Raw genomic sequence first — 23,194 nt, forward strand, 5'->3', positions numbered from 1 at the left:
ATTTCGAGGGGGAAAATGAAAGACCTCCATTCTGCATTTTATGAAAACCTGCCCCTGTTGCGGGATTTCACCCGCCTGGCAGACCCGGCGCAGTTTTCGCCGGTGCCCGACGACTGGTTTCTGGGGGTTGCCGACATCGTCGATTCAACCGGCGAGATCGCGCGGGGGCGATACAAAACCGTCAACACCGTTGGGGCTGCCGTAATCTCGGCGATGATAAACGCGATGGACGGCAAGTTGTTTCCCTATGTCTTTGGCGGCGACGGGGCGGCGTTTGCGGTCCCCCCCAGCGAAGTTGAAGCAGCGCGGGATACTCTTTCAGCTTTGCGGCGCTGGGCGGAAGAGGAGTTTTCCATGCCGTTGCGTGCGGCGCTGGTATCGGTGGCGGATATCCGAAAAGCGGGCAGGGACTTGCGTGTCGCCCGTTTTGCTCCGTCCTCCGGCGTGGATTATGCCATGTTTTCTGGCGGAGGATTGGCCTGGGCCGAGGCAGAGATGAAGGCGGGTCGTCATATGATCGCGCCTGCCGAACCGGGTGCGCAGCCGAACCTGACTGGCTTGTCATGCAGATGGTCCAACAGCCCGGCACGGCATGGTCAGATCGTGTCACTGGTTGTTGAACCCACCGCGTCAGCAACTGAACGCGATTTTGCCGACCTTGCGCAATCGGTTCTGTCCGCGTCAGAAGAGCTGGAGCGCGCAGGTCATCCGGTGCCGGAAAATGGCCCACCCATGACGTGGCCGCCCCCCGGCCTCGACATTGACGCGCATGTTTCGCGCAACGGGAGAAATTTGTTTTTGCACAAGCTCGTTCTTCTGATTCAGAACCTGCTGATTGCGATACTCTTCAAGACCGGTAAAAAGCTGGGACAGTTCGAACCCGAACATTACAGGAATATGGTCAGCAGCAATGCCGATTTCCGCAAGTTTGATGACGGCCTGAAGATGACGTTGGATTGTGACCCGGCCACTTTGCGACAGATCGAACACTTGCTGAAAGAAGCGCGCGGGCGCGGCAAAATCCGATACGGTCTGCACGTGCAGGACGAGGCGATGATGACCTGTTTCGTCCCGTCGGCTACGCGGGACGATCATGTGCATTTCGTCGATGGTGCCTCGGGCGGATACGCCCAGGCCGCAGCGGCCATGGTCCGTTGAACGTTCAGTCGGCTTTCCATCGTGCGGCGAGATCACGTGCCGTTTGCGTCAGCAGCATCACATCAATGCCAACCGCCAAGAACTGTGCGCCCATATCCAGATATGCCTGCCGGGCCTCGTCATTTGTGGCCAGAATGCCCGGCGCTTTGCCTGCGGCCTTGATCCGGGTCAGTGCATCGCCGATAACCTCTCGCACCTCGGGCGCCGCACTGTTGCCCTGATGGCCCATATCGGTCGACAGATCGGCAGGGCCAATGAATACGCCATCCACGCCTTCAACCTCCAGAATGTCGTCCAGAGCAGCCATTCCGGCGCGGGTTTCAACCTGCAACAACAGGCAAATCTCCTGATCTGCGGTCTGAATATAATCTCCGACCGATCCGTACATCGTCGCCCGCGATGCCATCGCGCCCACGCCGCGGACACCGGCAGGGGGATAGCGGCAGGCCCGAACCAGCTCTTGCGCCTGCGCGGCGCTTTCCACGATCGGAACCAGAATGGTTTGAGCACCCGCATCCAGAACCATCTTGATCAGCCAGGTCTCACCCACGGGGACCCTCACAACGGCATGAGATGCGCTTGCCGCAAGCGCCACAAGCTGGTCCCGGATCGACCGGATATCGTTAGGGGCATGCTCTCCATCGATTACCAGCCAATCAAAACCCGCGGTTCCCATCATCTCGGCCGCTACGGGCTCCGCAAAGCTCATCCAGCACCCGATCTGCGTTTTTCCCTTTTTCAGAGCCTGTTTGAACGCGTTCTGCTGCGCAGCCATATTGTTTCCTTTTGTTGCAAAACCTTCGGCGCGACGTGGTCGCGAAAGTGGCCGTTTCCTCATCTTCTTCCGTGGCACGAAATTGTCCAGTTTTAATGCAATTATGTGTCATCGGATTCACGGCGGGAAGGGCGTGTCACGCAAGGGTGGCGACATTCCGGCGGTTCTTGTGCTTCAAACCGAAAACTGAGGGTTCCCTTGCGTAAAGCACGGATTTCGGCGATAATTTTGGCATGACCGACGACCTCCCACTGACGTCGCGATCTTTGCCTATTGCGCTTTTGCGGGCGCGGGAAAAGGTTATGGGACCCATCCGAGCAATGCTGGCCGACGCCGGTGTCACCGAACAGCAGTGGCGCGTGTTGCGGGTTTTGAATGAAGAAGGCCCGCAGGAGCCCACGCATATTGCCGAACGCGCCTGTCTATTGTTGCCAAGCCTGACACGGATATTGCAGAAGTTGGAGCATCGCGGCCTGATCTCCCGACGATGCCATCCAGCGGACCGGCGTCGCCAGATTGTCGAGATCGGCGAGCGTGGCGTTCAGATCATTCACGCCAATCAGCCCGCCAGCATGGCGCAGGCGGAACGCATTCGGTCCCGCTTGGGGCCGGAAAAACACGAACTGTTGCTGGACCTTCTGAACGAGTTGAACGACCTGGATACCTGATGCCGGTCGCAGAACATGGGTGTCATCTGCAAGGACCCCGCCGGAGATTTTAGGGGCGATCTCCGACGGGGTGGCCAGACTTGGATTTGGGTTAGGCCTGGCCTGAGGCCGGTTGCGTCACGCCTTGCCTGACGGTCCGGCCTGCGCATCGGAGTATTGAAGAGCCGGAAATGTGGCTCTGACTAGGGTCTTTCGGCCCTTGGGGGAAGGGCCATGCACCTATGCTCTCCGAAACAGACTTAGGCAATTGCCGATCGTTACGTGGGTCCGCAAGTGGTTTCCTCGCGTCACTTTGGTCGCTTATGGTGCCAAGGGCGCGGTGTTGCTGTCTTCGCATCTCATAAGTTGGATGCGTCAAACCAGTCTTCCTCAGTACCTAGCCCGACTTTCGTCTGAGCCAAGTGTTAACCCGATTTGTTTGTACCTTGATGCGTCCATAAAGACGGATATGCACTTGTTTTGATACGGCGGTTTTCTTTCAGGTCAGAATTGAGCAGGTTCGCGCTGAAACAACTCTTGGATAGCGGCGAAATCCAGCGCGCTTTCCCGGCTTGCTGACTGTTCTGGCAGGCGTAAGATGACGGCAAAGCAATATTCAGGAACCAACATGTCGAACAGTGTGTTTTCCCTTCCCGATCCAATCACCATCCCCATTGTTGGCGAGACCGCAGGGTATCCTGTTGGGCGCATTTTCTGCGTCGGTCGAAACTACGCGGCCCATGCTGCCGAGATGGGGAATGAAGTGGATCGCGAAGCACCTTTCTATTTCACCAAATCTGCGCCAAACGCGATTCTGACTGGTTCGACCGTCCCGTATCCAGCCGGGACCGAGAATTACCATCATGAGATGGAATTGGCATTGGCGATTGGAAAGCCTGTGTTTCGGACCACCCGTGCGCAGGCATGGGATGCTGTCTACGCCTATGGCTGTGCGCTTGATATGACCCGCCGCGACCTGCAAATCCGCGAGCGAAACAAGCAGCGACCCTGGGATCTGGGCAAAGACGTCGAAAACGGAGCGGTATTCGCACCGCTGACGCCCGCCGCTGCCTGGTCACCGGACGAAAACAAACACATCCGCCTCAGTGTAAACGGCGAACTGCGCCAGAACGCGACACTGGAAGAGCTGATTTGGAAGATAGACGAAATCGTTGTGCACTTGTCCGGTTTTTACCATCTGCGCCCCGGCGATCTGATCCTGACCGGCACGCCCGCTGGCGTGGGCCCGGTTGTAGCAGGAGATGTTCTGACTGGTGAAATCGATGGGCTGGAGCCGATTCAGCTCACGCTGTCTGACGTCGAATAGACCCTATTTAGGGTCTTTCAGCCAGTCAATTGCGAACTCTACATGCGTGACGCCTGCCAGCCTACGCACCCTGTCCAGCTCAGCGTTCAGGCGGCGGGTGCGGGCGTCAGACCAGCGCACTCCGCGTTCGGGCCAGAGCGCTTTGACATGCATCAGGTCGCGATCGCGATGCGCCTTCATGTCGATCCGGCCGATCAATCGATCGCCTTCAAGCAAGGGGAAGACGTAATACCCATATGTGCGCCTGTCTTCGGGCACGAAAATTTCGATGCGATAGTGAAAGCCAAACAGCCGCTCGGCCCGGTTTCTGTCCCGAAGCATGGGGTCAAACGGGCTGAGCACTCGGATCCGACCGGGCGGTTGCGGCAAGTCGGTTGCCCGATCCATCAATTCAGAGCGGGCAAAAGTTTTGCGCAGGCGTCCATCGGCGCAAGTGACCTCGATCTCTTCGATATTGCCTTGAGCCAACGCCGTGGCACACCAGTCTTTGGCTTCGGCGGTGGTAACCGTGCCCCAGAACGCGGCCAGCTCGCCGGACGTGGCAAAGCCCAACCGGTCCAGCGCTGCGTTGCACAGCCAATCCACGGTCGCCGTCGCATCACAGGCCATGTTCCCGGGGCACAGGCGGGTTTCGATCACACGTTCAGTCAGATCATACCGTTTCTGAAACCCGTCGCGGCCCACAACGGTCAGGGCCCCGGAACGCCACAGAAACTCCAATGCGGTTTTTGACGGGTGCCAGTCCCACCAACCGCCCGAGCCTTTCTTTTCATCCTTGCCAACGTCTGACGAACACACGGGCCCGTGGTCGCGGATGTGTTGCAAGACAGTCTCGAACTGTTGCTCGAACCCATCCCGCCGCCAGTTCTTCCAGCGTGCCTTCAACAGATCCGCATCACGCTGAAAGCGCAGATGCCAGTGCGGATAGAACGACATGGGGATTACGGCCGCATCATGTGTCCAGTGTTCGAACAGCGCTTTTTCCCTTTCATAGAGCCTTTTCAGGTTGGCGCTGCGATACGCAGGCCGTCGGGAAAACAGGATCATGTCATGAGCGCGGGCAACGGTGTTGATGCTGTCGAGCTGCACGAACCCCAACCGCTGGACAAGGTCAAGAAGCCCGGCGCCCTTGGCCGCGCCCGCAGGCTGTTCGGCCAAAGCATGGCGATCCAGGAAAACGGCGCGGGCCGTCCGGTTGTCGAGCCGCTTCAGGGGCGCATTCATCGTCGTTTCAGAGTGTCGCCATAGCTGATCTTGGGGGTCAGCGTGACCCGTGTCTCGATTTCGGCCTCCGGGTCCTTCAGGCGTTCAGCGATGATCTGCGCGGCCTGACGTCCTATGTCCAGACGACAGGCATCCATCGTCGCCAATTTGCGCGGAAGACCCTGCAAAAGTTCCACGTTGTTGAACCCCGCCAGACCGATCTGCCCCGGGATATCCACGCCTTGCTCCAGCAGGTACAACAGACCACCAGCTCCGATCATGTCGTTGGAATAATACAGGAAATCCAGATCGGGTGACCGATCAAGCATGGCCTGTGTCATCTCGCGCCCTTTGGCCAGGGCAGAGCCACCGGAATAGAACTCGCGATCTTCGATCTCGATCCCGTGTTTGCCCAGCACTTCCGTAAACCCTTCAAAGCGTTTTCGGGCGCGGTGATCCAGCGGCATCTTGGTGCCCATGAAGCCGATATGCTGATACCCGGCCTTCAGAATCGCCTGCGCCATTTCGCGCCCGGCGCGGCGATGCGAGATGCCGACCATCGCGTCGACAGGTTTGCCGTCGGTATCCATGATCTCGACCACCGGAATGCCAGCCGAATCCAGCATGGCGCGCGCCGCGTCGGTGTGTTCCAGCCCTGCAATGATCACGCCCGAGGGTCTCCACGAGAGCATCTCGTACAGCACTTTTTCCTCTTTTTCGGGCAGATAATCCGTCACGCCAACCACGGGTTGCAGTTCGGTATCTTCGAGCACCTGATTGATGCCGGTCATCACCTCGGGAAATACCATGTTCGAAAGTGAGGGGATGATCACCGCGACCAGGTTGACCCGGCTGGATGCCAGGGCGCCCGCGATCTTGTTGGGGACATATCCCAGCTCTTTGGCGGCGGCCAGAACGCGGGTGCGGGTGGCGTCGGACACATCCCCCCGGTTACGCAGAACCCGGCTCACCGTCATCTCTGAGACACCGGAAGCCTCGGACACATCACGAAGGGTAAGCGGGCGTTTGGTTTCACTGTTCACGGGAGGCACCTGCGTTGTTGTTTTGTCCGATGCTAGCGTGAACAGGTCGGTGTGTACAACAATTGTGCAAAGGCGATGACAACCCGGAAAATCCCGGTTACAGAAGGCAGGGCGCGGCCCCGTGGCTCAACTGGATAGAGCAGCCCCCTCCTAAGGGGCAGGTTGCAGGTTCGAATCCTGCCGGGGTCGCCAAAACCACCTGAAAAATATGTCTTATTTACAGCGCTTTGTGCAGAAGCGTGCAAAAAGTCCCGTGCGCTTTCGCGGCGAAATCGGCTGAAACGATCGATTTCTCGTACAAAACCTGTACAAAATTCGCACGTTTGTGCGTATTTCGGGGGCCAATCATGAGCCGCCATAGCTTTGATCCCGAAATCGCCGGGCGTGTGGGTCTCAATGCAGCGGTGATTTTCCAAAACATCACCTTCTGGATCGAGAAGAACCAAGCCAATCGCCGCAATCTTCGAGACGGGCGGTATTGGACTTACAATTCGATCTCGGCCTTTGGTGAGTTGTTCCCCTATCTGAGCGAAAAGCAGATCCGAACAGCGCTCGAAAAGTTGGTCAGCGCAGAGCTGATCATCAAGGGCAATTTCAGCGATGATCGCTATGACCGGACCTGTTGGTATGCCCTGGGCAACTCCATTTGCCCAAATGGGCAAATCGATCCGACCGAACGGGAAAATGATGCATTTGCCCTTGAGGGCAAGCCATCTGCCCCAGAGGGCAAATCCTATAAGAACAGATATAAACCATATCAAAAACCAATCCCTTCGCACGCGAAGGCGGCGGTGGAGGATGAAGTTTCTGAGAAGATTTTGTCCGCCTATCCGGAGGATCGCATTCGCGGGAAAGCGGTTTGCCTCTCGCAAATCCGCCAGGCGCTGGCCGACGGAGTGGATGCAAAAGACCTCGAGGACGCCGTGCGGTCCTATGCGACCGAAAGCGAAGGATTCACCCGCTCGAAGGTGTGCTTCTCCGACAACTGGTTCACCTCTGGCCGTTGGCTGAAATACCTTCATGACGTTGAGGAGGCACGAGAAGCGGGCAAGGCCAAAGAGGTGGAATTGCTGAAGGGCTTGGCCGATTGGGTCACGGATCGCCATCCGCTGTGTCGCCACATCACACCCGGCCAAGTGATCGCGTTGCTGGCCGCAAACTTGGTCAGCCCTGCTGAAATCGAGGCGGCGGGGCTCCGATCATGAACGCAACTGATCCCTACAAAGAGCAGAGAGCAAGGTTACCCACCGATTACATCGGCGGGACTTGTGAGGGGCGGCAAGCCCCCCTTCAAACCCCAACCAGACGCGCGCAAGCGGCGTCAAAGAGGGCCTTTCCGAGAGTGTGATCTTTCGATGCACCCCGTCGGAAAAGGCAGCGCTTGTGGCCAAGGCGCACGCCGCTGGCCTGCTCAATGCCACGTTGATGCGCGAGGCCTTGGGGCTGATCGAGGCACGTCGGCGCAAGCCCGCCCCCCGTGTTGATCCTAAGCTGACCTTTGCGATTGCCCGCGTCGGCGGCAACCTCAATCAGCTCTCCCGCTGGATCAACGGCTCGGTTAAATCCGGCCGCGCGAGCCAGATCGATGCGCTCAAGGTCGCGACACAACTGGTGGTCATCGAGCGGCAGATGGCGCAGATCGTGGCGGCGCACACAGGCGGCGGCGAATGATCATCTCGTTCTTCTCCACCGGCACTGGTGGCGGTGCAGCTCCCGTAGACTACCTGACAGCGCGTGAAGTTCTGGCCTATGACGAGAACCGCAATCTGATCCGCGACGACACCGGCCAGCCGCAAACCAAGATCCGCGACCCGCTGCCCGAGGTGCCGCACGGCAACCCCGATCAGACCCGCTACCTGATCGACGTAAGCCCCAACAAGTGGAGCTACACGGCAGGCGTCATCAGCTTTGCCGATAGCGATGATCCCAATCCCGACGCCCAGCAAGAGGCCATTGAGCTATTTGAAGCTCTGGCCTTTGCTGGGCTGGACAGGGATCAATACAATTGTCTCTGGGTGCGCCACTCGCATGAGGGCAATGTCGAGCTACACTTCTGCGCGCCACGCCTTGAGCTCAGCACGGGCAAGGCGCTGAACATCGCACCGCCTGGACATGAGAGCGCCTTTTCCAGCCTGCGCGATCTGATGAACAAGACCCACGGTTGGGCAGACCCTTTGGAGCCAGATCGCGCCCGCGAAGTGAGGGCGACGATTGAAGCGCCGACGCGCGCGCAAGGTCGCGAAGCGCTGCACGAATGGATCCTCGATCAGATCAGCGTCGGCAGCAACACCGACCGCGCCAGCATGATCGACGCGCTATCAGAGGCGGGTTTCGAGATCCCCCGTGCGAGCAAGAATTACATCACCGCCAAAGACCCCGACACCGGCGAGCGCTGGCGTTTGAAAGGAGAGATTTTCCATGACGACTGGCAAGCCGAACCGCCTCGCCGAGAAATTGAACGCGGACCTGGAGACGGTCCGGAGCGACCACGCCGCCTTGATGGCATCTCAGTTGGAGATCTTCAGGAACGATTTCAGCAGCATTGCGACCAGCGCGCTGCATACAATCGAGACCGATATCAGGTTCTTTCTCAGCGACAGCAAGAGCGAGTTGGAGAGGCGGAGCGAGACGATCAGGCGCTGGTTGACGATCTCGCCGTGGGTGATCGTGGGCATGGTCTCAGCCTGGATCACGACAGTGTTGATGGCGAGTTGGTTTTGGACGGGTTTGATGGCGCATTCAGAGATGACGGAACTTGGCCTGACACGGATCGAACAGTCCGGGCAGACATGGGTGACGCTGGACCCCGACCAGACCGAATTGAAGACCTGCACACTGGCGCAGACGCCGATCATCTGCATCGAGATAAAGGAGCCTTAAATGACGCAGCCCCTGACAGCATTGGAGCGCGAATTACTCGCATCCGTCGAACGGTTGGTGGCGGCCTGCGAGAGCTCAGCCAAGGAATTGCACGCCTTGGAGAAGCGCTCGACCAGCAGGATCGAAAGCAAGGTGAATGGCTTGGCGCATTGCGTGGCGCTATTGATGAAATCACATCTCACGTCCGTCACCACATTGGCCGCCTTGCTGCGCGAGGAGCAGAATTACGACACGCTTCAGGCGAGATTAGAAACCAGCTGGAAACTAGCGAAAGACGCCGAGAAGCGGCTGAAAGAGAGTTAGACGCGAGAGATAGCCACCGCAGCGCCGGACATTCGCTTTGATCTAACTGCAAATGTTGGCGTGGTTCGAGGGTCTGCAGTGGGAATCTTAGATTCGTTCTGCAGCAATTCACCACACGTCTGCGATTTCTTTGCTGGGTGCGTATGCGGATAAACCGGAACTTCATGTAGAATGCAGCGAAGAGCTCGAAAGGGAGCCCAAAGCGGACTTAAATGTGCTCGCCAAAATGAATTGCGGCGATAGACATTCTCTTGAGCGGTCTAACCCATCACTAAATGCATTCACCGCCATCGATAACCAGGGCTTGCCCCGTCATAAAAGCGGATTCATCTGAAGCTAAATAGACGATCCCATGGCCAATCTCTTCAACTGTCGCCCATCGACTCATGGGGATCGCCTGCTCGATGTAGCTTTCCAGTTTGGCACGGCCTCCCATCTGCTTTTCGAAGCCTGCATTGAAAGGGGTGTCTACAAATCCTGGACATAGGGCATTGAAACGGATTGCATGGACAGCGTAGTCGGCTGCCATCTGCCGGACCATCGCAACAGCAGCGTGCTTTGTAGTCGCATAGGCGATCATACCCCGGTCATATTGAACCCCAGAATTGGAGGCCGTGACGATCACGCTGCCTCCACCTTGTGATTTCATATGGGCGACGGCTGCACGCGCGGCAATGAAGTGAGCGCGGACATTCAATGCCCAAGAAGCATCCATTCCATCTGGCTCCACTTCTTCCAGCGTTCCTTCGATCTGCAACCCAGCGTGAGAGTGCAACACGTCAAGCCGACCGAAGTTTTTAACTGCTTCGTCTATGGTTCTGGTAAGGGCATCGTCATCGGTCACATCAAGCTGTATGGCAGATGCTTGATTTCCCTGCGCTACGATCGCGGCCACAGTGGCTTCAGCAAGGGTTGCATCGCGATCGGTTACCACAACATGCGCACCCTCTTGTGCCATTGCCATTGAACCCGCCCGACCAATTCCTGATCCCGCGCCCGTCACGAGCGCGACCTTACCTGCAAGCCGCATGTCACTTGGCTCCTTTATTTAATTATTCGATTTTGAGGCGCCTCGGCGCAAAAGCAGCTGCGCTGCTACGAGCAACAAGAGCGACGCGCCCATAACCATAGTGCCGATGGCATTGATCTCGGGTGTTACGCCGCGCCGGATGGATGAGAATATGTAGATTGGCAGGGTTGTTTCTGAGCCAGCTACGAAGAACGCGATGATGAAATCATCAAATGAGAAAGTGAAGCTGAGCAGGAAGCCTGCCAAAATTGCCGGTGCTATCAACGGCAGGGTCACCTGTCGAAAGGTGCCCCAGGGCGTCGCAAAGAGGTCAGCCGAAGCTTCCATGAGCGCGCGGTCCATACCCGATAGCCTTGCACGTACGATGATTATGACCAGCGCCATTGTGAACATGGTGTGTGCGGCGACAAGCGTGGGCATCCCCATGGAAAGTTGCGGGGGATTTGCTCCATCGGGCCATAGGCTTGCAAGAAGCGGGTTTAGCCAGCCGAATACGGTGACCAGGGCAATGAGTGTCGCGATGCCGATGACGATACCGGGTATCATTATTGCAATATAAATCATCGCATCAAACAAAGTTCGGAGCCATCCCTTAACCCCTTGTAAAGCGATGGCCGCCATGGTTCCGAGAGTGGATGCGAGGCAAGCAGTTATGAATGCCGCAAGCAGACTGGTCTCGAGCGCGTCCATTACAAATGGGTTGTTCAGCGCTTTACCATACCATTGGGTCGAGAACCCCATGAACTGGCTTGCGTGTCGTCCGGCATTAAAGCTGAAAAGCGCGATGATGCCGATTGGAATATAGAGAAAAAGGTAGACGCAAATCGCGTATAAGCGCATCGGACCCTCACATCAGCGAGACATCTTCGCGCTGGCCACCCAGGCGCGAGATGAATTTCATGTAAATTGAGACAGTGACAAGCATTACGACAACCAGAGTCATTGCGACCGCCGATCCGTACGCCCAGTTCCGAGACTGCAGGAACAGGTCCACCAGCGCATTTCCGACGAAAAAGACCTTTCCGCCGCCCAAGATCGCTGGGATCAGAAACTCGCCCATCAGCAAGATGAAGACCAGCATGCAGCCAGTTGCGATACCAGGTACCGACAAAGGAAGTGTCACCTGACGGAACGTACGCCATGGGGTAGAGCCGAGATCAGCCGATGCTTCCAGAAGGCGTTTATCCAGTTTGTCTAAGCTTACAAAAATCGGGAAAACCATCAGAGGTAGATACCCATAGACAATCCCGACAAGCACAGCGAACGGCGTATTTATCAGGCGGATATCATCGATGCCGATCGACTCCAGTAAAGCGGGCAAGCCACGCCCCCCAAGGATGAAAATCCAAGCGTATGACCGGATCAGGATCGATGTCCAGAACGGCACGATCACTAGGATCAACAGCGAAGTTCTCCACTTTGGTGAACAACGCACCGCAAGAAAGTAGGCGAGCGGGTAGGCAATTACCAACGCAGCGATAGTCCCCAGAGGTGCAAGGATCAAAGTGTTCTTAAACGCCGTCCATCGCGCAGGAAGGTTGGCATATTGTTCCAACGTGAACGCTGGAACGTAGCCTCCGGCGGCACCCCGTTCGCCAAAGGAAAAGACGAAGACGACCAGCAGAGGAAGGGCTAGCATTACCAAAAGCCATATTCCTGCTGGAGCCAGCAACAGTGCTTTTCTGCCTCGTTCGGTCATTTTGTCCTCGTCTTTTCCGATATTGGCGGCCTTGCCGCTTAGGCCGACTTGAAGCGGGCGAGCAACTCGGCACGGTTTGGATCGGTTAGTGTAGCCGCCGCGCCGAACTCGAGTGCATTCAGAAGGTCAGCTGCCGGATAAAGGATCGGATCTTCCAGTAGTTCCTTCGGCAGCAACGCATTGGTGCGAGCATCAGCCGATGGATAGCCGTGAGCGAGGACTTCTTTCGCATTAACTTCCGGGTTCAGCAGGAAGTCGATCAAGGCATAAGCGGCATCCATATGGGGTGCGCCCTTAGGAATAGCGTAGTAGTCGGACCAGAGCTCACCGCCCTCAGTTCCCAGAACGTAGGCGATTTCAGGCATGTCGACATTCATCTGCTTGCCGTCACCTGTCCAGCACATCGTCATCCAGGCGTCACCGTTACGCATCGGTGGCTGATAATCCGACGAGATTGCAAACAGATGCGGTTTGGCATCCAGCAACAATTTCTCGGCATCCGCCAGTTCCTTCTCATCGACCGAGTTGAAGGAGTAGCCGAAGTATTTCAGGGCATTACCGATGGTGGTGAGTTGGTAATCATGCACCATTGTCCGGCCTGAGTAACCTTCCATAGTAAGGTCCCAGAACTCTTTCCATGTGGTTGGAGTCGGAGCGCCGTCAAGCTTGCTGGTGTTCACTGCAAAGCCAGTCGTGCCCCAGTTTTTTGGCACCGCGTAAAGCTGGCCATCGACAGAACCGGCATCGGAAAAGCGCTGTTCGAATGAACCTGCGTCGTAGTTTGGCAGTTTGGACGTATCGAGCGGGATGATCAGATCTTCACCCACATACGTAGTGATCGTGTAGTTGGTTGGAACGAAAACGTCCCAGCCAGACCCTCCAGCCTGTAGTTTTGCCAACATCTCTTCGTTCGAGCCAAAAACATTGACCTGAACATGGGCGCCAGTGGCTTCCGTGAAGGCTTCGAAGTTCATCTCGTCATGGTAGTTCGGCCATGTGGCGAGGATCACTCGGTCGCCAATGTCCCCGGCAGCAAATGCCGGGCGTGGACGCAACCCAGGAATGGCCGTGCCCAGAACGGCCATTGCCATCCCAAGACCTGTCACGCCTAAGAAATGTCGCCGTGTAACCGAACCCTTTTGGTACCGGCGAAGCTCTTCCATGAACTTTTGCTTGGAAATAGTCCCATTATCCTTGGTCATTGTGAACCTCTCTGTTGTTGGATTGCGGGATTTGTTATTTTTCCAGGATCAGCAGTGCGCCTTCGCCCCATGAAACAAAGGCCTGCTCTCCTGCATTGAACGTCCCCTCGTTCAATTCCGCTTGCCTTGGCACAAGTACGTGGAAATCACCCAGTGCTTCGTTGCGCGCAAGGTATTCTGTGTGCTCCCCAAGGAAGATCCGATTTTGAATGGTAACTGGCAGAGCGATTTCAGCTGTGGGTAGCGCGCGGGTCAGCGTGATCTGTTCAGGACGGATACTAACGCACACTTCCTGCCCTGCATCTATTGGAATCTCCGGAGTTCCGCGCACCTTTTGGCCACTCGCTAAACGCACAGTGATTTGGTCGGCTGCTGAGTCAGTCACAGTTGCATCAAAGAAATTTGAGGTGCCTACAAATCCAGCCACGTAGCGGCTGCGGGGCATGTCATAGAGTTCGCGTGGGCTGCCAACCTGCACAATACTGCCGCCTTCCATCACACAAATTCGGTCGGACATTGAAAGCGCTTCTTCTTGGTCGTGCGTGACGAGGACAAAAGTTATTCCCAGTTGTCGTTGCAGGTTCTGCAGTTCAAACTGCATTTCTTTTCGAAGCTTTCGATCCAGAGCAGCCATTGGTTCATCAAGCAGCAAAAGCTTGGGCTCGTTTACGATCGCACGCGCCAAAGCGACGCGTTGCTGCTGACCACCAGACATCTCCCAGATGCGACGTGGGCCAAACCCACCAAGACGGACAGTTTCCAGCGCTTGCTCAACCTTTGTCGCGATTGTTTGTTTGTCTACGCGTGGTCGTTGTTGGCGCAGGCCGTACGCGATGTTGTCGAACACGCTTAGGTGAGGAAAAAGAGCATAGTGCTGAAACACCATGTTGACTGGGCGATGGTGCGCATCCAAGTCGTTGACGACTTCTCCATCGAGCAACACCTGACCTTCGGTTGGCTTCTCGAAACCTGCCAACATTCTAAGCGCAGTGGTTTTGCCGCAACCAGATGGGCCTAAGAACGACAGGAACTCTCCTTTCCCAATGGAAAGATTCAGGTCTTTGGCGGCGACCACATTCCCGAAGGTCTTGGTCACTCCTCGGAGTTCCGCAATCGTCTGCATGGTGACGCTCATGTCAAAGCTCATATACTGCCGTTTTCCTTTTGCTTGATTTTTTGGCACTTGTTGGCATACCACTCAAACAAGGAAAAAGTAACAATAACTCGGAATAACTGTATATACCACAATTGGGGTATAGAGGTGCTTTTCGAAAATCTGGAGCGGCGCGTGTACGATTGGATGGAAGAGGCCGGCAGGGTCGTGGAGAAGATCGGAACCCCAGAATTTCCATGTGCTTTGGCAGATGGCTTGCGGCAGGTCGCACCATTCGATTTTACGGTGGTGTTTGGCCATGTCGGAACCGAAGCGCCTATAGACCTTCACGACGATTTTCCCAAAAGCAAACGGCGTATTTTTGTTGAGGATTACCAAGCAGGGCCCTACGTACTTGATCCATTTTTTTTGGCCGCGACAAAACCGATAACACCGGGTCTGTACCGCATGCGCGATATCGCACCGGACAGGTTCTATCAGGGCGAATACTATCGCAGCTATTACAAAAGGACTGGGTTAGCAGAGGAGATTGGCTACTTTATCGATATCCCGAGCACTGGGATGGTTGTGGTCTCGCTCATGCGATCAGTGAAGCCTTTTTCAGCCAAGGAAATTCGTCATTTGCACGCTCTATGGCCGCTCGTTCGGGCAGCCTGTTGCAAACATTGGAGTGACTTTCCAACACTGGCCCGCGGCGCCGCAGCGAATGGCGTTAGTCGTCGCGTCGATCTTGCTTTCCAGGCATTTGGCGATGGCGTTCTGACACCACGAGAACGCGAAGTCGTTGAGTTCACGTTGAAGGGCCATTCGGCAGAAGCTGTCGGCACAATTCTCGGCATCTCTCCAGGCACAGTCCGCATCCACAGACGCAACATTTACGCGAAACTTAGGATCAATTCGCAGGGTGAGCTTTTTTCAAAGTTCATTGAAAAGGCACTTTAAAAGGTTCCTTAAACACCCACTTTATCCGTTTTGCCGACCTTGCTACCTTGTGACCCGGAAAACACCAAACATTTGGACGGCACTGTCTGATAGCCAAGGAACCCAAAGGGAGAGGGTTGGGACGCCCGGGACCCATGTTGGGCTAAATTAATACCCGAAAACGCTTTCGGGCCATTGTCTATCTAACCGGATCAGCCGTTTTAAAAAATCAGCCGTTTTAAAAATGGCGTCAAGATACGAAAGGCAAAATTTCATGGACGCACCAGTTATCCAGTTGATTTTTATGCTCATCTTGCTGGTTGTCGTGATCTGGCTTTATATCCTGCCGATCACGATGGCAGGGCGGCGCAACCGGTCTGGTTTGATCTGGTTCCTGATCGGTCTGGTTGGATCACCCCTTTTGGCTATTCTTTTGCTGCTGGCTCTGGGTGATGCACCCGAACAACCAACAACCTAATTTTGGGACGATACCATCTGACACTCAAAAGGGCTTAACCGGAGGGTATCTGGACGCTCGTGAGCCATAACGTCCTGCTCAGCATGCAATAAGGGTGCCAATTGAGACACTATACTTCCGGAAGTGAAGACAACTAATCCTTCTCACTCTCCACAACCGTGTACTGTAAACCCAAGGTCGGCCGATTTGATTGGAGAACCACAGACCGCTTTGTCCGCGTTGCAGACCTTGATGTGGCGTGCGGCGAAGGTCCGCTGAGCGGACAAAACAGCCTTTCGAAGCACTGCGCTGACGATAGTATGAGAGCCTAGGTTTTCCGATTGAATCGATCCAGCTTGCTTGGTTCAAGAATTTCAATTCGGGCGTATCCAGGACGCAGCCAGCCGCGCTGCGAAAACTCCTTTAAAGTACGGACAACAGTGTTTCGCGACACGTTAGCCATGCGGCCAAGGTCCGCTTGCGACAAGAAGATGGGGCCTCGTTTCATTTCGCCGCGACATTGTAACAACGTCCCAGCGATGCGTCGCATGGGGTCGGGATCAAGGAGTATCTCGATTTTGCGGAATGTTGTGTCGACGTTCTGAGCGGTGATCTGCGCAAATCGGCGCATAGCTTCACTGTCGTGTTTAGAGAGACGCTCCATGGCGTCGAGCGGTAGGAAAAACAGATCAGCCGCTGCGACAGTTCTGAATGTGATCCGCCGTTCTTCTCCCGTGAAGAAAAATATTTCCCCTAACCATGCTCCGGGTGCACTAACGTGTACGAAATGCGGCCCGTCTCTGGCTGGCGCGATTTCGATGGCGGCGGCGCCTCGGAGTATTGCGTAAGCACCGCCGGGTGGATCACCGACGGAAAATATAGTTTCTCCACCTTCAAAATGCAGAATCTGGCCTGCCGCCACAACAGCTTGCTGAAAGCTCTCAGGTTGTAGAGCAAGCCATCCGCGTTCAAGCAATATGCTGTGTAACATTCGCAAAATTAAAAAGAATTGCACCGTGTGGGGCAATTGAAATTTTCAAGAACCTTATCATCAGTGACCTAGCTTGTTTTCAAAATAAGGGGGACTCCAATGAATTTCGGAAAACTGATTTGCTTGTTTGCTTTGACGGCAATTGGCAATACCGCAATCGCGCAAGAAAATGAACGTCCCAATATTTTGGTGATCTGGGGTGACGATATCGGATGGCAGAACTTGTCTTCGTACGGTATGGGCACCATGGGATACACCACGCCCAATATTGACAGGATCGCAAACGAAGGCATTCGTTTCACGGACCACTATGCCCAGCCAAGTTGTACGGCAGGGCGTGCCGCTTTCATCACTGGGCAATATCCAATTCGGTCCGGCATGACGACCGTGGGTCAACCCGGCTCTCCATTAGGTTTGCAGCAGGAATCCCCGTCACTTGCAGACTACATGAACCAGGCAGGCTATCGCACCGGCCACTTCGGCAAAAACCACCTCGGTGATCGCAACGAACACTTGCCGACAATGCATGGTTTCGACGAATTTTTCGGCAATCTCTATCACCTGAACACGCAGGAAGAGGCTGAACAACGCGATTACCAGCGGTTTGGAGAGGAGTTTGCGGGCTCGTTGGAAGCCTATGAAGAACAGTATGGCACACGCGGAGTAATCCACAGCTTCGCCTCGGAGACCGACGATCCGACTGAGCATCCGCGATTTGGCAAGGTAGGAACGCAGACCATTGAGGACACGGGGCCGCTAACCCAAGACCGGATGAAAAACTTCGACGAAGGTGAAGTGATCCCTTTGGCGCTGGACTTCATGTCCGCTTCCAAAGAGGCCGGCGAACCTTTCTTTGTCTGGCTCAATACCAGCCGCATGCATCTTTATACTCGCTTAAATGACGAATGGCGCTACGCAGCCGAAAAATACACATCAGAAGCGGACTTGCACGGCAGCGGCATGCTTCAGCACGACCATGACATTGGCATCGTGCTTGACTGGCTAGACGAACAGGGGCTGACTGAGAACACAATCGTTTGGTACTCGACAGACAACGGGCCAGAGCATTCTTCATGGCCTCACGGTGCGACCACTCCTTTCCGCGGTGAAAAAATGACCACTTATGAAGGTGGAGTCCGGGTGCCATCAATGATCCGTTGGCCAAGCACTCTGGAAGCAGGAAAGGTACTGAACGGCATCCAGGGACATCAGGATATGTTTACATCACTGGCGAGCGCTGCCGGCATCGAGGACATCGCCGCACAAGCTATGGAGCAGGAGCAACAGTTCATCGACGGTGTTGACAACCTCGGCTATTGGAAGGGTGAGCAGGAGCATTCCAACCGTTCTCATATCTTCCACTACTACGAAGCACGCCTCATGGCGGTTCGCATGGGACCTTGGAAGTTCCATTTTGCCACCAAGGAAAACTACTACGATCCCGTTGCGGCCCGCACCGGTGCTCCTTTGGTCTTCAATATCCGAATGGACCCTTTCGAGAGCTTCGATTCAGTCGATTCTTACGGGCATCTCATGCAGAAAGTGTCCTGGCTGATCCAACCAATGGGCACTCTTATGGGCATGCACTTGGGATCTCTTGCGGACCACCCTCCGGTTCAAGGGGGTGAGTCCTTCGACATGTCCAACGTGGTTGAGGACTTCATCAGCAAAGCACTGCAGTAGCTGGTTTTAAACTGTTGGAAACGAAGATTTTTTAGCGAGTGCCTCGGTGAGAGGGGCGGATATTCTCATTCGTCCCTCTGTAATGTCTCGGTTTGCTCAATCGTTTTAATGGGCTCCTTTTGGGCTCTCAGCGGACACCCTCAGCTCGAATATCAAAATTTGAACGACTGAGAAAAACCTGACTGTTAGAAGTCGAGCAGTTAGAGCATCCACTCGACTGGCAGCCACCTTACGACCACTGTCAATGCGCGCTGGAAGCCGTTTGTTTCCGGGTCGTTGGTGTGAACGGTAACTGTTCCGTCTTGTTCTACTTGCAGCCAGATTATCTCGCCGTTGTCGTCAAGCTCGACGCGATACGAAAACTCGGGTTTGTTCAATTGCTCAGCGAGCGAAGCAGCAATTGTTGGACTTTCTATCATGAGGCCCATTTCAGTGTTGAGACGTGCGGATCTGGGATCCAGATTATATGAGCCAATAAAAACCCGTTCTCTATCAGACCCAAAAACTTTTGCGTGCAACCCAGATGCTGATCCGGCCAGAATCTCTGGTAGACTTCGATCGCGATGTTCCTGTCGCAAGGCTCGCAGCTCCAAAAGCTCTACACCGCTGTTCAGAAGATCATCCCTGTATCGCATATACGCCGCATGAACCGGCATCACATCCGTAGCATCTAAAGAGTTGGTTAAAACGCGCACCTTTACTCCGGACTCAGCCAACGATCGCAGAACATCAGCGCCTCTTTCGCCGGGAATAAAATACGCCGATACAAGGTCTAGTGAGATTTGTGATGTATTGGCGAATTCGATCAGTTGTTCGACGATCAGGTCTCCACTTTTGACTTCCCCCAAACCTTTCGCCGGGTCGTCTACAAAAAGGGTGACTTCGCTCCATTCGAATTTCAGATCATGTGCGGCTATTCGGTCGGCCAGTTCGTTTTCCTGGATCGCCTTTTGATAGCCGGCGCCAGCAGCAGTCTGACGCGCTGCGTCGGCCATGGCTTGAAGGCTTTGTTTTAGCGGAGGCTCCAAAAAAAGGTCCGCGTCATAGGATGAAGCACTGTTCCAGTACGCGTCGAATGATTGAGAAACCTCTTCAACAATTGGCCCAATGGCTATCGCATCTACATCCAGGTAGTGCGTTCCAGTTCCATAATCGAAATAAATGTCACCGATGTTTCGTCCGCCGACAATTGTAGCCACGCCGTCTACTGTCATAGACTTGTTGTGCATTCGTCTGTTCAGGCGACTGAAATCAAATACGTAAGACAAAAGCTTGGGGTTTCTCAGCGTAAACGGATTGAAAATGCGCACACTCGCACTGGGCAGAGCGTCCAGTTCGGCAAGCAAATTATCCAATCCGGAGATGCCGTTATCGTCGACCAGCAACCTGACTCGTACGCCTCGCTCGGCTGCTGCCCTAAGCTCGTCTAGAAGCATCAGGCCCGTAACGTCATCCTGCCAAATGTAGTACTGAGCATCGATTGAAGATGTCGCTTCCCTCGCAAGTATGGCCCTAGCCGCAAAAGCGGCGCGTCCATTTCCCAAAGGCCGCACCCCGTCGAGCCCTGGATTCCTATCCAGAGCATTTTGAATAGTTGCTCCCAAGGGTCCGGCCCAATCGGCACCTTGTCTATGTGTCAACTCAGAAAAGTTTTCTTCAGGAAGAGGAAACGCAAACCTTAACCCTACTATGGCGATTGCGATCAACGCTACCACAATCAATAAAATCCTAATTAGCCGCATTTAGGGTCCCGTTGTATTAAATCAGCGTGGCTTTGTTGATGAACTTGAACTATCGACAGACAGTTTTTCAAGAGCTTAGACCGGGGCACAGATTCAGCGCAGCATTTTGCCCACTTTGGGCTCTTTCCGGCCGTTAGCTGCGTTTTGCACCAAGGTCCGCACTGAGTATCGTTAATGCTTGAAACAGTTCTCTCTGTGCCAGGTTACAAACTCGGTCCTTGGCCGGTTGGCGAGGCGGTCAGGCACCAAGGTCTTGCCGGACGAGTTGATCATCGATGTCACGGCTTCGATGTCGTTGCTCTGACGTGAAACCAGAATAGTCAGGTCGTCTGCCAACCCAACGAGACCGCGATCAAACATCCAATGCGCAGTTCCGGACAGGGCGAGCCCATTGCTGACGATGTCGGGTCCGTCATGCTCTACAGGTCTGATATGAGCGGCTTCCACCTCAGCGCGACCACCGCCATTGATCAGGCGTAGGCCGGTGATGGCGCAACGCTCGCCGTAGGCGCGCAGGACGTTCTTTCTGAAATTTCGATCGCGAACCGCGCGATTAGTCAGCTGGTTGACGCGTTCCCGTGCAGGCATGTGCTGGAAAGGTGTTTGCGCGTCCTGAAACCCTGGCAACTGCATCGTGTCGCCCACGCGAGGCAGGATGTCCTCATCTCGTCCAAGACCACGTTCGACTATTCGGGCAAAGTCTGCAGCTGAAAGGGTTCTTACTGCGGCTTGCGCGCGTCCAGATATCTTACCCTGATCGTTCAACAACCCTAGTTCGACGATTGAGTTTTCGTCTCGGAATGAAACAGGGTCGCCGAAATCAAGATACGTTCCTGGCTCGATCACCGCCAAGAACATGTCCGGTTTCCGAGGATCCGGAATGATCTCCTGGACCTTTGCGACAGCAAAGTACCCTTTGGTCTCTTTGACTTTGCTTGGCTCCAGGTAGACGATCCAATCCCCTTCGCACTGTTGGGCACGTGAAAGGTATTGCTTGGGAAACTGATACCGCTCCGAGGGAATGTCGTCGTAGATCGAGTCGCTGCGATGGATGAAGATACCGAAGGCCATCGGATCACCCGCGTTGGAGGCGTTCCAGTTTTCGATCGGCCGCGCGTAGGGTCAGCACCGCGCCTGTCAAAAATGGAAGTGCCAAGCCAGCTGCGGCGATGGCAAAAATCAAGATGGCAGCCAAAACCGAGTATTCGGCGGTCTGTTGTGCCAATGATGGTCGACCCAAGCCAATCAGGTAGAAGACGCTGGTTCCCAGGAAGATCAGGTAAAGCGGCCCAAAGGGTTCGATTACCTCACGGCGAGTGCGCTCCAAGACCGAATGCCGCAACATGTTCCAGCGTTTGCTTGCCTTGTTCACCAGATTACTCCCTTACCAGCTCGATCCATGTGTGCACGTCATCATCCGTCACTTCACGGCCTTCGATATGCGATTGATACCAACGCGCGACGATGGCCCCGCGCTTCTCACTTTTGACTTTTATGCCCTCGTCGGTGAGGTGCTTATCTAGCGAGCTTTCGATGTGTTTGAGGGCTTCGAAATCATGCCCTGCCCGAATGGATTTGGTGCCCAGAAGTAGCCAGGGTACGTCCACCTCGAACCGCTCACCCATCGCGACCAAGGCTTCTACGGGCATTCCGCGCTGGCCTTTTTCGTAGCTGTGATACGCGCGCGGTGAGACACCGATAGCTTCCGCCATGGCCGCTTGTGAGAAGCCGATTTCATTGCGAGCAATGGTGAGACGGGCACCCATTGCAGCAAAAAGATCAGCATGTTTCTGCGGCATCTGAATTTTCCAATTGACTACTTCGTCGAAATTCGCGAACTTTGCACAAAATGACGAACATTTGCAGTTAATCACATCTGACCACGTCAGAAGGTGCAGAACAAGCGATTCCATGCGTGTCGCTGATTCAACTTTAGCGGACAAGGACGACTGAAATGGCAGAGACTAACTATTCAGACAGCTCTCAGATCCTGGGGCTTGGGAAAACGCCCGCCCAGTGGGCCGAAGCTGAAACCGAAAGCGTCGACCGATACCTGGTGGCGCGAAATCGTGACGCCCGCGAGTGCGGTCATCAACAATGCGCACGAACTGGAGGGGACGCCGCTGATCCGCGTGAAGCCGTACGACAAGTTCGAGCGGATCGCTCAGGACAAGCGGCGAGGGAAGCTAAGTCGTGTTGAGCGCACGCCAGCCGACAAGGAATGGATAGAGGCCTTTTGCCGTGCCGCCGATCCGTACAATGCCGCGCTGGTCCGTTTCATGTTCGAGACGGCCGCGCGGATTGATCAGGCCGTGTCATTGGAGCCTGATGATCTGCGGCCGCTTGAGAATAAAGTCCGCGTGAAAGCGCAGAAGGGCCATCCCGAAAGTTGGATCACCGTCTCACCTCAGATGATGGACGAGCTTCTCGCGTTGCCACCGAAGCGGCCAAAGAACCGTAAGACCGGTAAACTGATGAAACCCCGCGTCTTCGGTTATGGCAGCTCGACAGGCTACAACACGCGCTGGAAGACAATCTGCAAGCGCGCGGGCATCCCTTACCTTTCAGCCCACCCCGCTGGGCGGCACGGTTTCTTCACTGAGCTAGTCGTGCGCCAAGGTGTAGACCCGGTAACCGCAGCCAAGGCTGGCCGCTGGTCAGACCCTAATTTGCCCATGCGCATCTATGCTCACGCAGAGACCGATGAGGCCGACATCAGGGCCCGTTTTCGTACAAACCATGTACAGGATGACACTGTACAAACACCCAACAGTAAGAAATCACAAAAGGAATAGCGCTATGAACGCATCCCTCCTAAGGGGCAGGTTGCAGGTTCGAATCCTGCCGGGGTCGCCAGTTTTCCCAGATTGACGTTCGACATCCAAAGTCCGTTTTTACGACAAAAAACGGTTTTTTTGAATTGCCCTCGAATCTACCTTCCTTTTAGCGCAGTTCTTTCAACAACTTGTGTGTCGTGGATCGGTTCGTTCATTCCGGCCGGGTTCGATGGCGCAACCAA

The 23,194-nt window shown here is 55.1% G+C and carries 23 protein-coding genes and 1 tRNA gene; 11 read left to right on the top strand and 13 right to left on the bottom strand.

Annotated features, from left to right (window positions below):
* The first annotated feature begins 15 nt into the window (after positions 1-15).
* A complete protein-coding gene (locus ACR0I0_RS12945; protein ID WP_480491725.1) occupies positions 16-1,158 on the top strand; it encodes a DUF3095 domain-containing protein in 1,143 nt (380 codons plus the stop codon).
* Positions 1,159-1,162: 4 nt separating this feature from the next.
* Here ACR0I0_RS12945 and ACR0I0_RS12950 read toward each other — a convergent pair whose 3' ends face one another.
* Positions 1,163-1,933, bottom strand: coding sequence for an aldolase/citrate lyase family protein (locus ACR0I0_RS12950; RefSeq protein ID WP_480491727.1), 771 nt, complete (start codon positions 1,931-1,933; stop codon positions 1,163-1,165).
* Between the two features lie 233 nt (positions 1,934-2,166).
* On the opposite strand from ACR0I0_RS12950, the gene hpaR reads away from it, so the two are divergent.
* Together hpaR and ACR0I0_RS12960 are read left to right on the top strand one after the other, a co-directional pair.
* Positions 2,167-2,601 carry a homoprotocatechuate degradation operon regulator HpaR gene (gene hpaR, locus ACR0I0_RS12955; protein ID WP_170345758.1) on the top strand — a complete coding sequence of 145 codons (435 nt, stop codon included), beginning with the start codon at positions 2,167-2,169 and terminating at the stop codon, positions 2,599-2,601.
* 607 nt (positions 2,602-3,208) lie between these two features.
* Positions 3,209-3,907 (top strand): fumarylacetoacetate hydrolase family protein, encoded by a 699-nt coding sequence (locus ACR0I0_RS12960; RefSeq protein WP_171635793.1) that lies wholly within the window; start codon positions 3,209-3,211, stop codon positions 3,905-3,907.
* Positions 3,908-3,910: 3 nt separating this feature from the next.
* Here the strand turns inward: ACR0I0_RS12960 and ACR0I0_RS12965 are convergent, their stop codons facing one another.
* Both ACR0I0_RS12965 and ACR0I0_RS12970 read right to left on the bottom strand, forming a co-directional pair.
* The gene (locus ACR0I0_RS12965; RefSeq protein ID WP_480491729.1) at positions 3,911-5,131 is read right to left on the bottom strand and encodes a winged helix-turn-helix domain-containing protein; all 1,221 of its coding nucleotides are present in this window, start codon (positions 5,129-5,131) and stop codon (positions 3,911-3,913) included.
* Positions 5,128-6,153 carry a LacI family DNA-binding transcriptional regulator gene (locus ACR0I0_RS12970; RefSeq protein ID WP_171635491.1) on the bottom strand — a complete coding sequence of 342 codons (1,026 nt, stop codon included), beginning with the start codon at positions 6,151-6,153 and terminating at the stop codon, positions 5,128-5,130. Before ACR0I0_RS12970 ends, ACR0I0_RS12965 begins: the two co-directional genes overlap by 4 nt.
* A 115-nt stretch (positions 6,154-6,268) precedes the next feature.
* On the opposite strand from ACR0I0_RS12970, the gene ACR0I0_RS12975 reads away from it, so the two are divergent.
* From ACR0I0_RS12975 to ACR0I0_RS12990, 4 genes are all read left to right on the top strand, one after another.
* Positions 6,269-6,345: transfer RNA gene (locus ACR0I0_RS12975), tRNA-Arg, on the top strand.
* Positions 6,346-6,500: 155 nt separating this feature from the next.
* On the top strand, positions 6,501-7,358 hold the full coding sequence (locus ACR0I0_RS12980) for a hypothetical protein (RefSeq protein ID WP_480491730.1): 858 nt from the start codon (positions 6,501-6,503) through the stop codon (positions 7,356-7,358).
* 139 nt (positions 7,359-7,497) lie between these two features.
* A complete protein-coding gene (locus ACR0I0_RS12985) occupies positions 7,498-7,824 on the top strand; it encodes a plasmid mobilization protein (protein WP_480491732.1) in 327 nt (108 codons plus the stop codon).
* Complete coding sequence (locus ACR0I0_RS12990; protein ID WP_480491734.1) at positions 7,821-9,377, top strand: relaxase family protein; 1,557 nt, start codon at positions 7,821-7,823, stop codon at positions 9,375-9,377. Before ACR0I0_RS12985 ends, ACR0I0_RS12990 begins: the two co-directional genes overlap by 4 nt.
* 230 nt (positions 9,378-9,607) lie before the next feature.
* On the opposite strand, the gene ACR0I0_RS12995 is transcribed toward ACR0I0_RS12990, so the two are convergent.
* The 5 genes from ACR0I0_RS12995 to ACR0I0_RS13015 are packed head-to-tail and all read right to left on the bottom strand — an operon-like array spanning position 9,608 to position 14,402.
* Positions 9,608-10,366, bottom strand: a complete 759-nt coding sequence (locus ACR0I0_RS12995; RefSeq protein WP_170343551.1) for an SDR family NAD(P)-dependent oxidoreductase — start codon at positions 10,364-10,366, stop codon at positions 9,608-9,610.
* A gap of 18 nt (positions 10,367-10,384) precedes the next feature.
* A complete protein-coding gene (locus ACR0I0_RS13000) occupies positions 10,385-11,206 on the bottom strand; it encodes an ABC transporter permease (RefSeq protein ID WP_010442232.1) in 822 nt (273 codons plus the stop codon).
* Positions 11,207-11,213: 7 nt separating this feature from the next.
* Positions 11,214-12,065: an ABC transporter permease gene (locus ACR0I0_RS13005; RefSeq protein ID WP_093962199.1), complete on the bottom strand. Its 852-nt coding sequence runs from the start codon at positions 12,063-12,065 to the stop codon at positions 11,214-11,216.
* A 38-nt stretch (positions 12,066-12,103) separates the two neighbouring features.
* Positions 12,104-13,267 (bottom strand): ABC transporter substrate-binding protein, encoded by a 1,164-nt coding sequence (locus ACR0I0_RS13010; RefSeq protein WP_480491736.1) that lies wholly within the window; start codon positions 13,265-13,267, stop codon positions 12,104-12,106.
* Positions 13,268-13,301: 34 nt separating this feature from the next.
* Complete coding sequence (locus ACR0I0_RS13015; protein ID WP_245218179.1) at positions 13,302-14,402, bottom strand: ABC transporter ATP-binding protein; 1,101 nt, start codon at positions 14,400-14,402, stop codon at positions 13,302-13,304.
* Positions 14,403-14,555: 153 nt separating this feature from the next.
* Between ACR0I0_RS13015 and ACR0I0_RS13020 the strand changes: the two genes are divergently transcribed.
* Both ACR0I0_RS13020 and ACR0I0_RS13025 read left to right on the top strand, forming a co-directional pair.
* Positions 14,556-15,323 (top strand): helix-turn-helix transcriptional regulator, encoded by a 768-nt coding sequence (locus ACR0I0_RS13020; protein ID WP_348539544.1) that lies wholly within the window; start codon positions 14,556-14,558, stop codon positions 15,321-15,323.
* Between the two features lie 253 nt (positions 15,324-15,576).
* Positions 15,577-15,780 carry a hypothetical protein gene (locus ACR0I0_RS13025; protein WP_058283652.1) on the top strand — a complete coding sequence of 68 codons (204 nt, stop codon included), beginning with the start codon at positions 15,577-15,579 and terminating at the stop codon, positions 15,778-15,780.
* Positions 15,781-16,087: 307 nt separating this feature from the next.
* Here the strand turns inward: ACR0I0_RS13025 and ACR0I0_RS13030 are convergent, their stop codons facing one another.
* The gene (locus ACR0I0_RS13030; protein ID WP_480491738.1) at positions 16,088-16,786 is read right to left on the bottom strand and encodes a Crp/Fnr family transcriptional regulator; all 699 of its coding nucleotides are present in this window, start codon (positions 16,784-16,786) and stop codon (positions 16,088-16,090) included.
* A gap of 63 nt (positions 16,787-16,849) precedes the next feature.
* Between ACR0I0_RS13030 and ACR0I0_RS13035 the strand changes: the two genes are divergently transcribed.
* Positions 16,850-18,433 (top strand): arylsulfatase, encoded by a 1,584-nt coding sequence (locus ACR0I0_RS13035; protein WP_171638478.1) that lies wholly within the window; start codon positions 16,850-16,852, stop codon positions 18,431-18,433.
* Positions 18,434-18,633: 200 nt separating this feature from the next.
* Here the strand turns inward: ACR0I0_RS13035 and ACR0I0_RS13040 are convergent, their stop codons facing one another.
* The 4 genes from ACR0I0_RS13040 to ACR0I0_RS13055 all read right to left on the bottom strand — a co-directional run bounded on the left by ACR0I0_RS13040 (position 18,634) and on the right by ACR0I0_RS13055 (position 22,088).
* Positions 18,634-20,148, bottom strand: a complete 1,515-nt coding sequence (locus ACR0I0_RS13040; protein ID WP_480491740.1) for a phospholipase D family protein — start codon at positions 20,146-20,148, stop codon at positions 18,634-18,636.
* A gap of 198 nt (positions 20,149-20,346) precedes the next feature.
* Complete coding sequence (locus ACR0I0_RS13045) at positions 20,347-21,246, bottom strand: HNH endonuclease (RefSeq protein ID WP_171724062.1); 900 nt, start codon at positions 21,244-21,246, stop codon at positions 20,347-20,349.
* A gap of 4 nt (positions 21,247-21,250) precedes the next feature.
* Positions 21,251-21,547: a hypothetical protein gene (locus ACR0I0_RS13050; RefSeq protein ID WP_480491742.1), complete on the bottom strand. Its 297-nt coding sequence runs from the start codon at positions 21,545-21,547 to the stop codon at positions 21,251-21,253.
* A gap of 4 nt (positions 21,548-21,551) precedes the next feature.
* Positions 21,552-22,088 (bottom strand): helix-turn-helix domain-containing protein, encoded by a 537-nt coding sequence (locus tag ACR0I0_RS13055; protein WP_253283290.1) that lies wholly within the window; start codon positions 22,086-22,088, stop codon positions 21,552-21,554.
* A gap of 84 nt (positions 22,089-22,172) precedes the next feature.
* On the opposite strand from ACR0I0_RS13055, the gene ACR0I0_RS13060 reads away from it, so the two are divergent.
* A complete protein-coding gene (locus tag ACR0I0_RS13060) occupies positions 22,173-22,970 on the top strand; it encodes a tyrosine-type recombinase/integrase (RefSeq protein WP_480491744.1) in 798 nt (265 codons plus the stop codon).
* The last annotated feature ends 224 nt before the right edge of the window (positions 22,971-23,194 follow it).

This window comes from Ruegeria sp. AG6 (genome assembly GCF_056541565.1).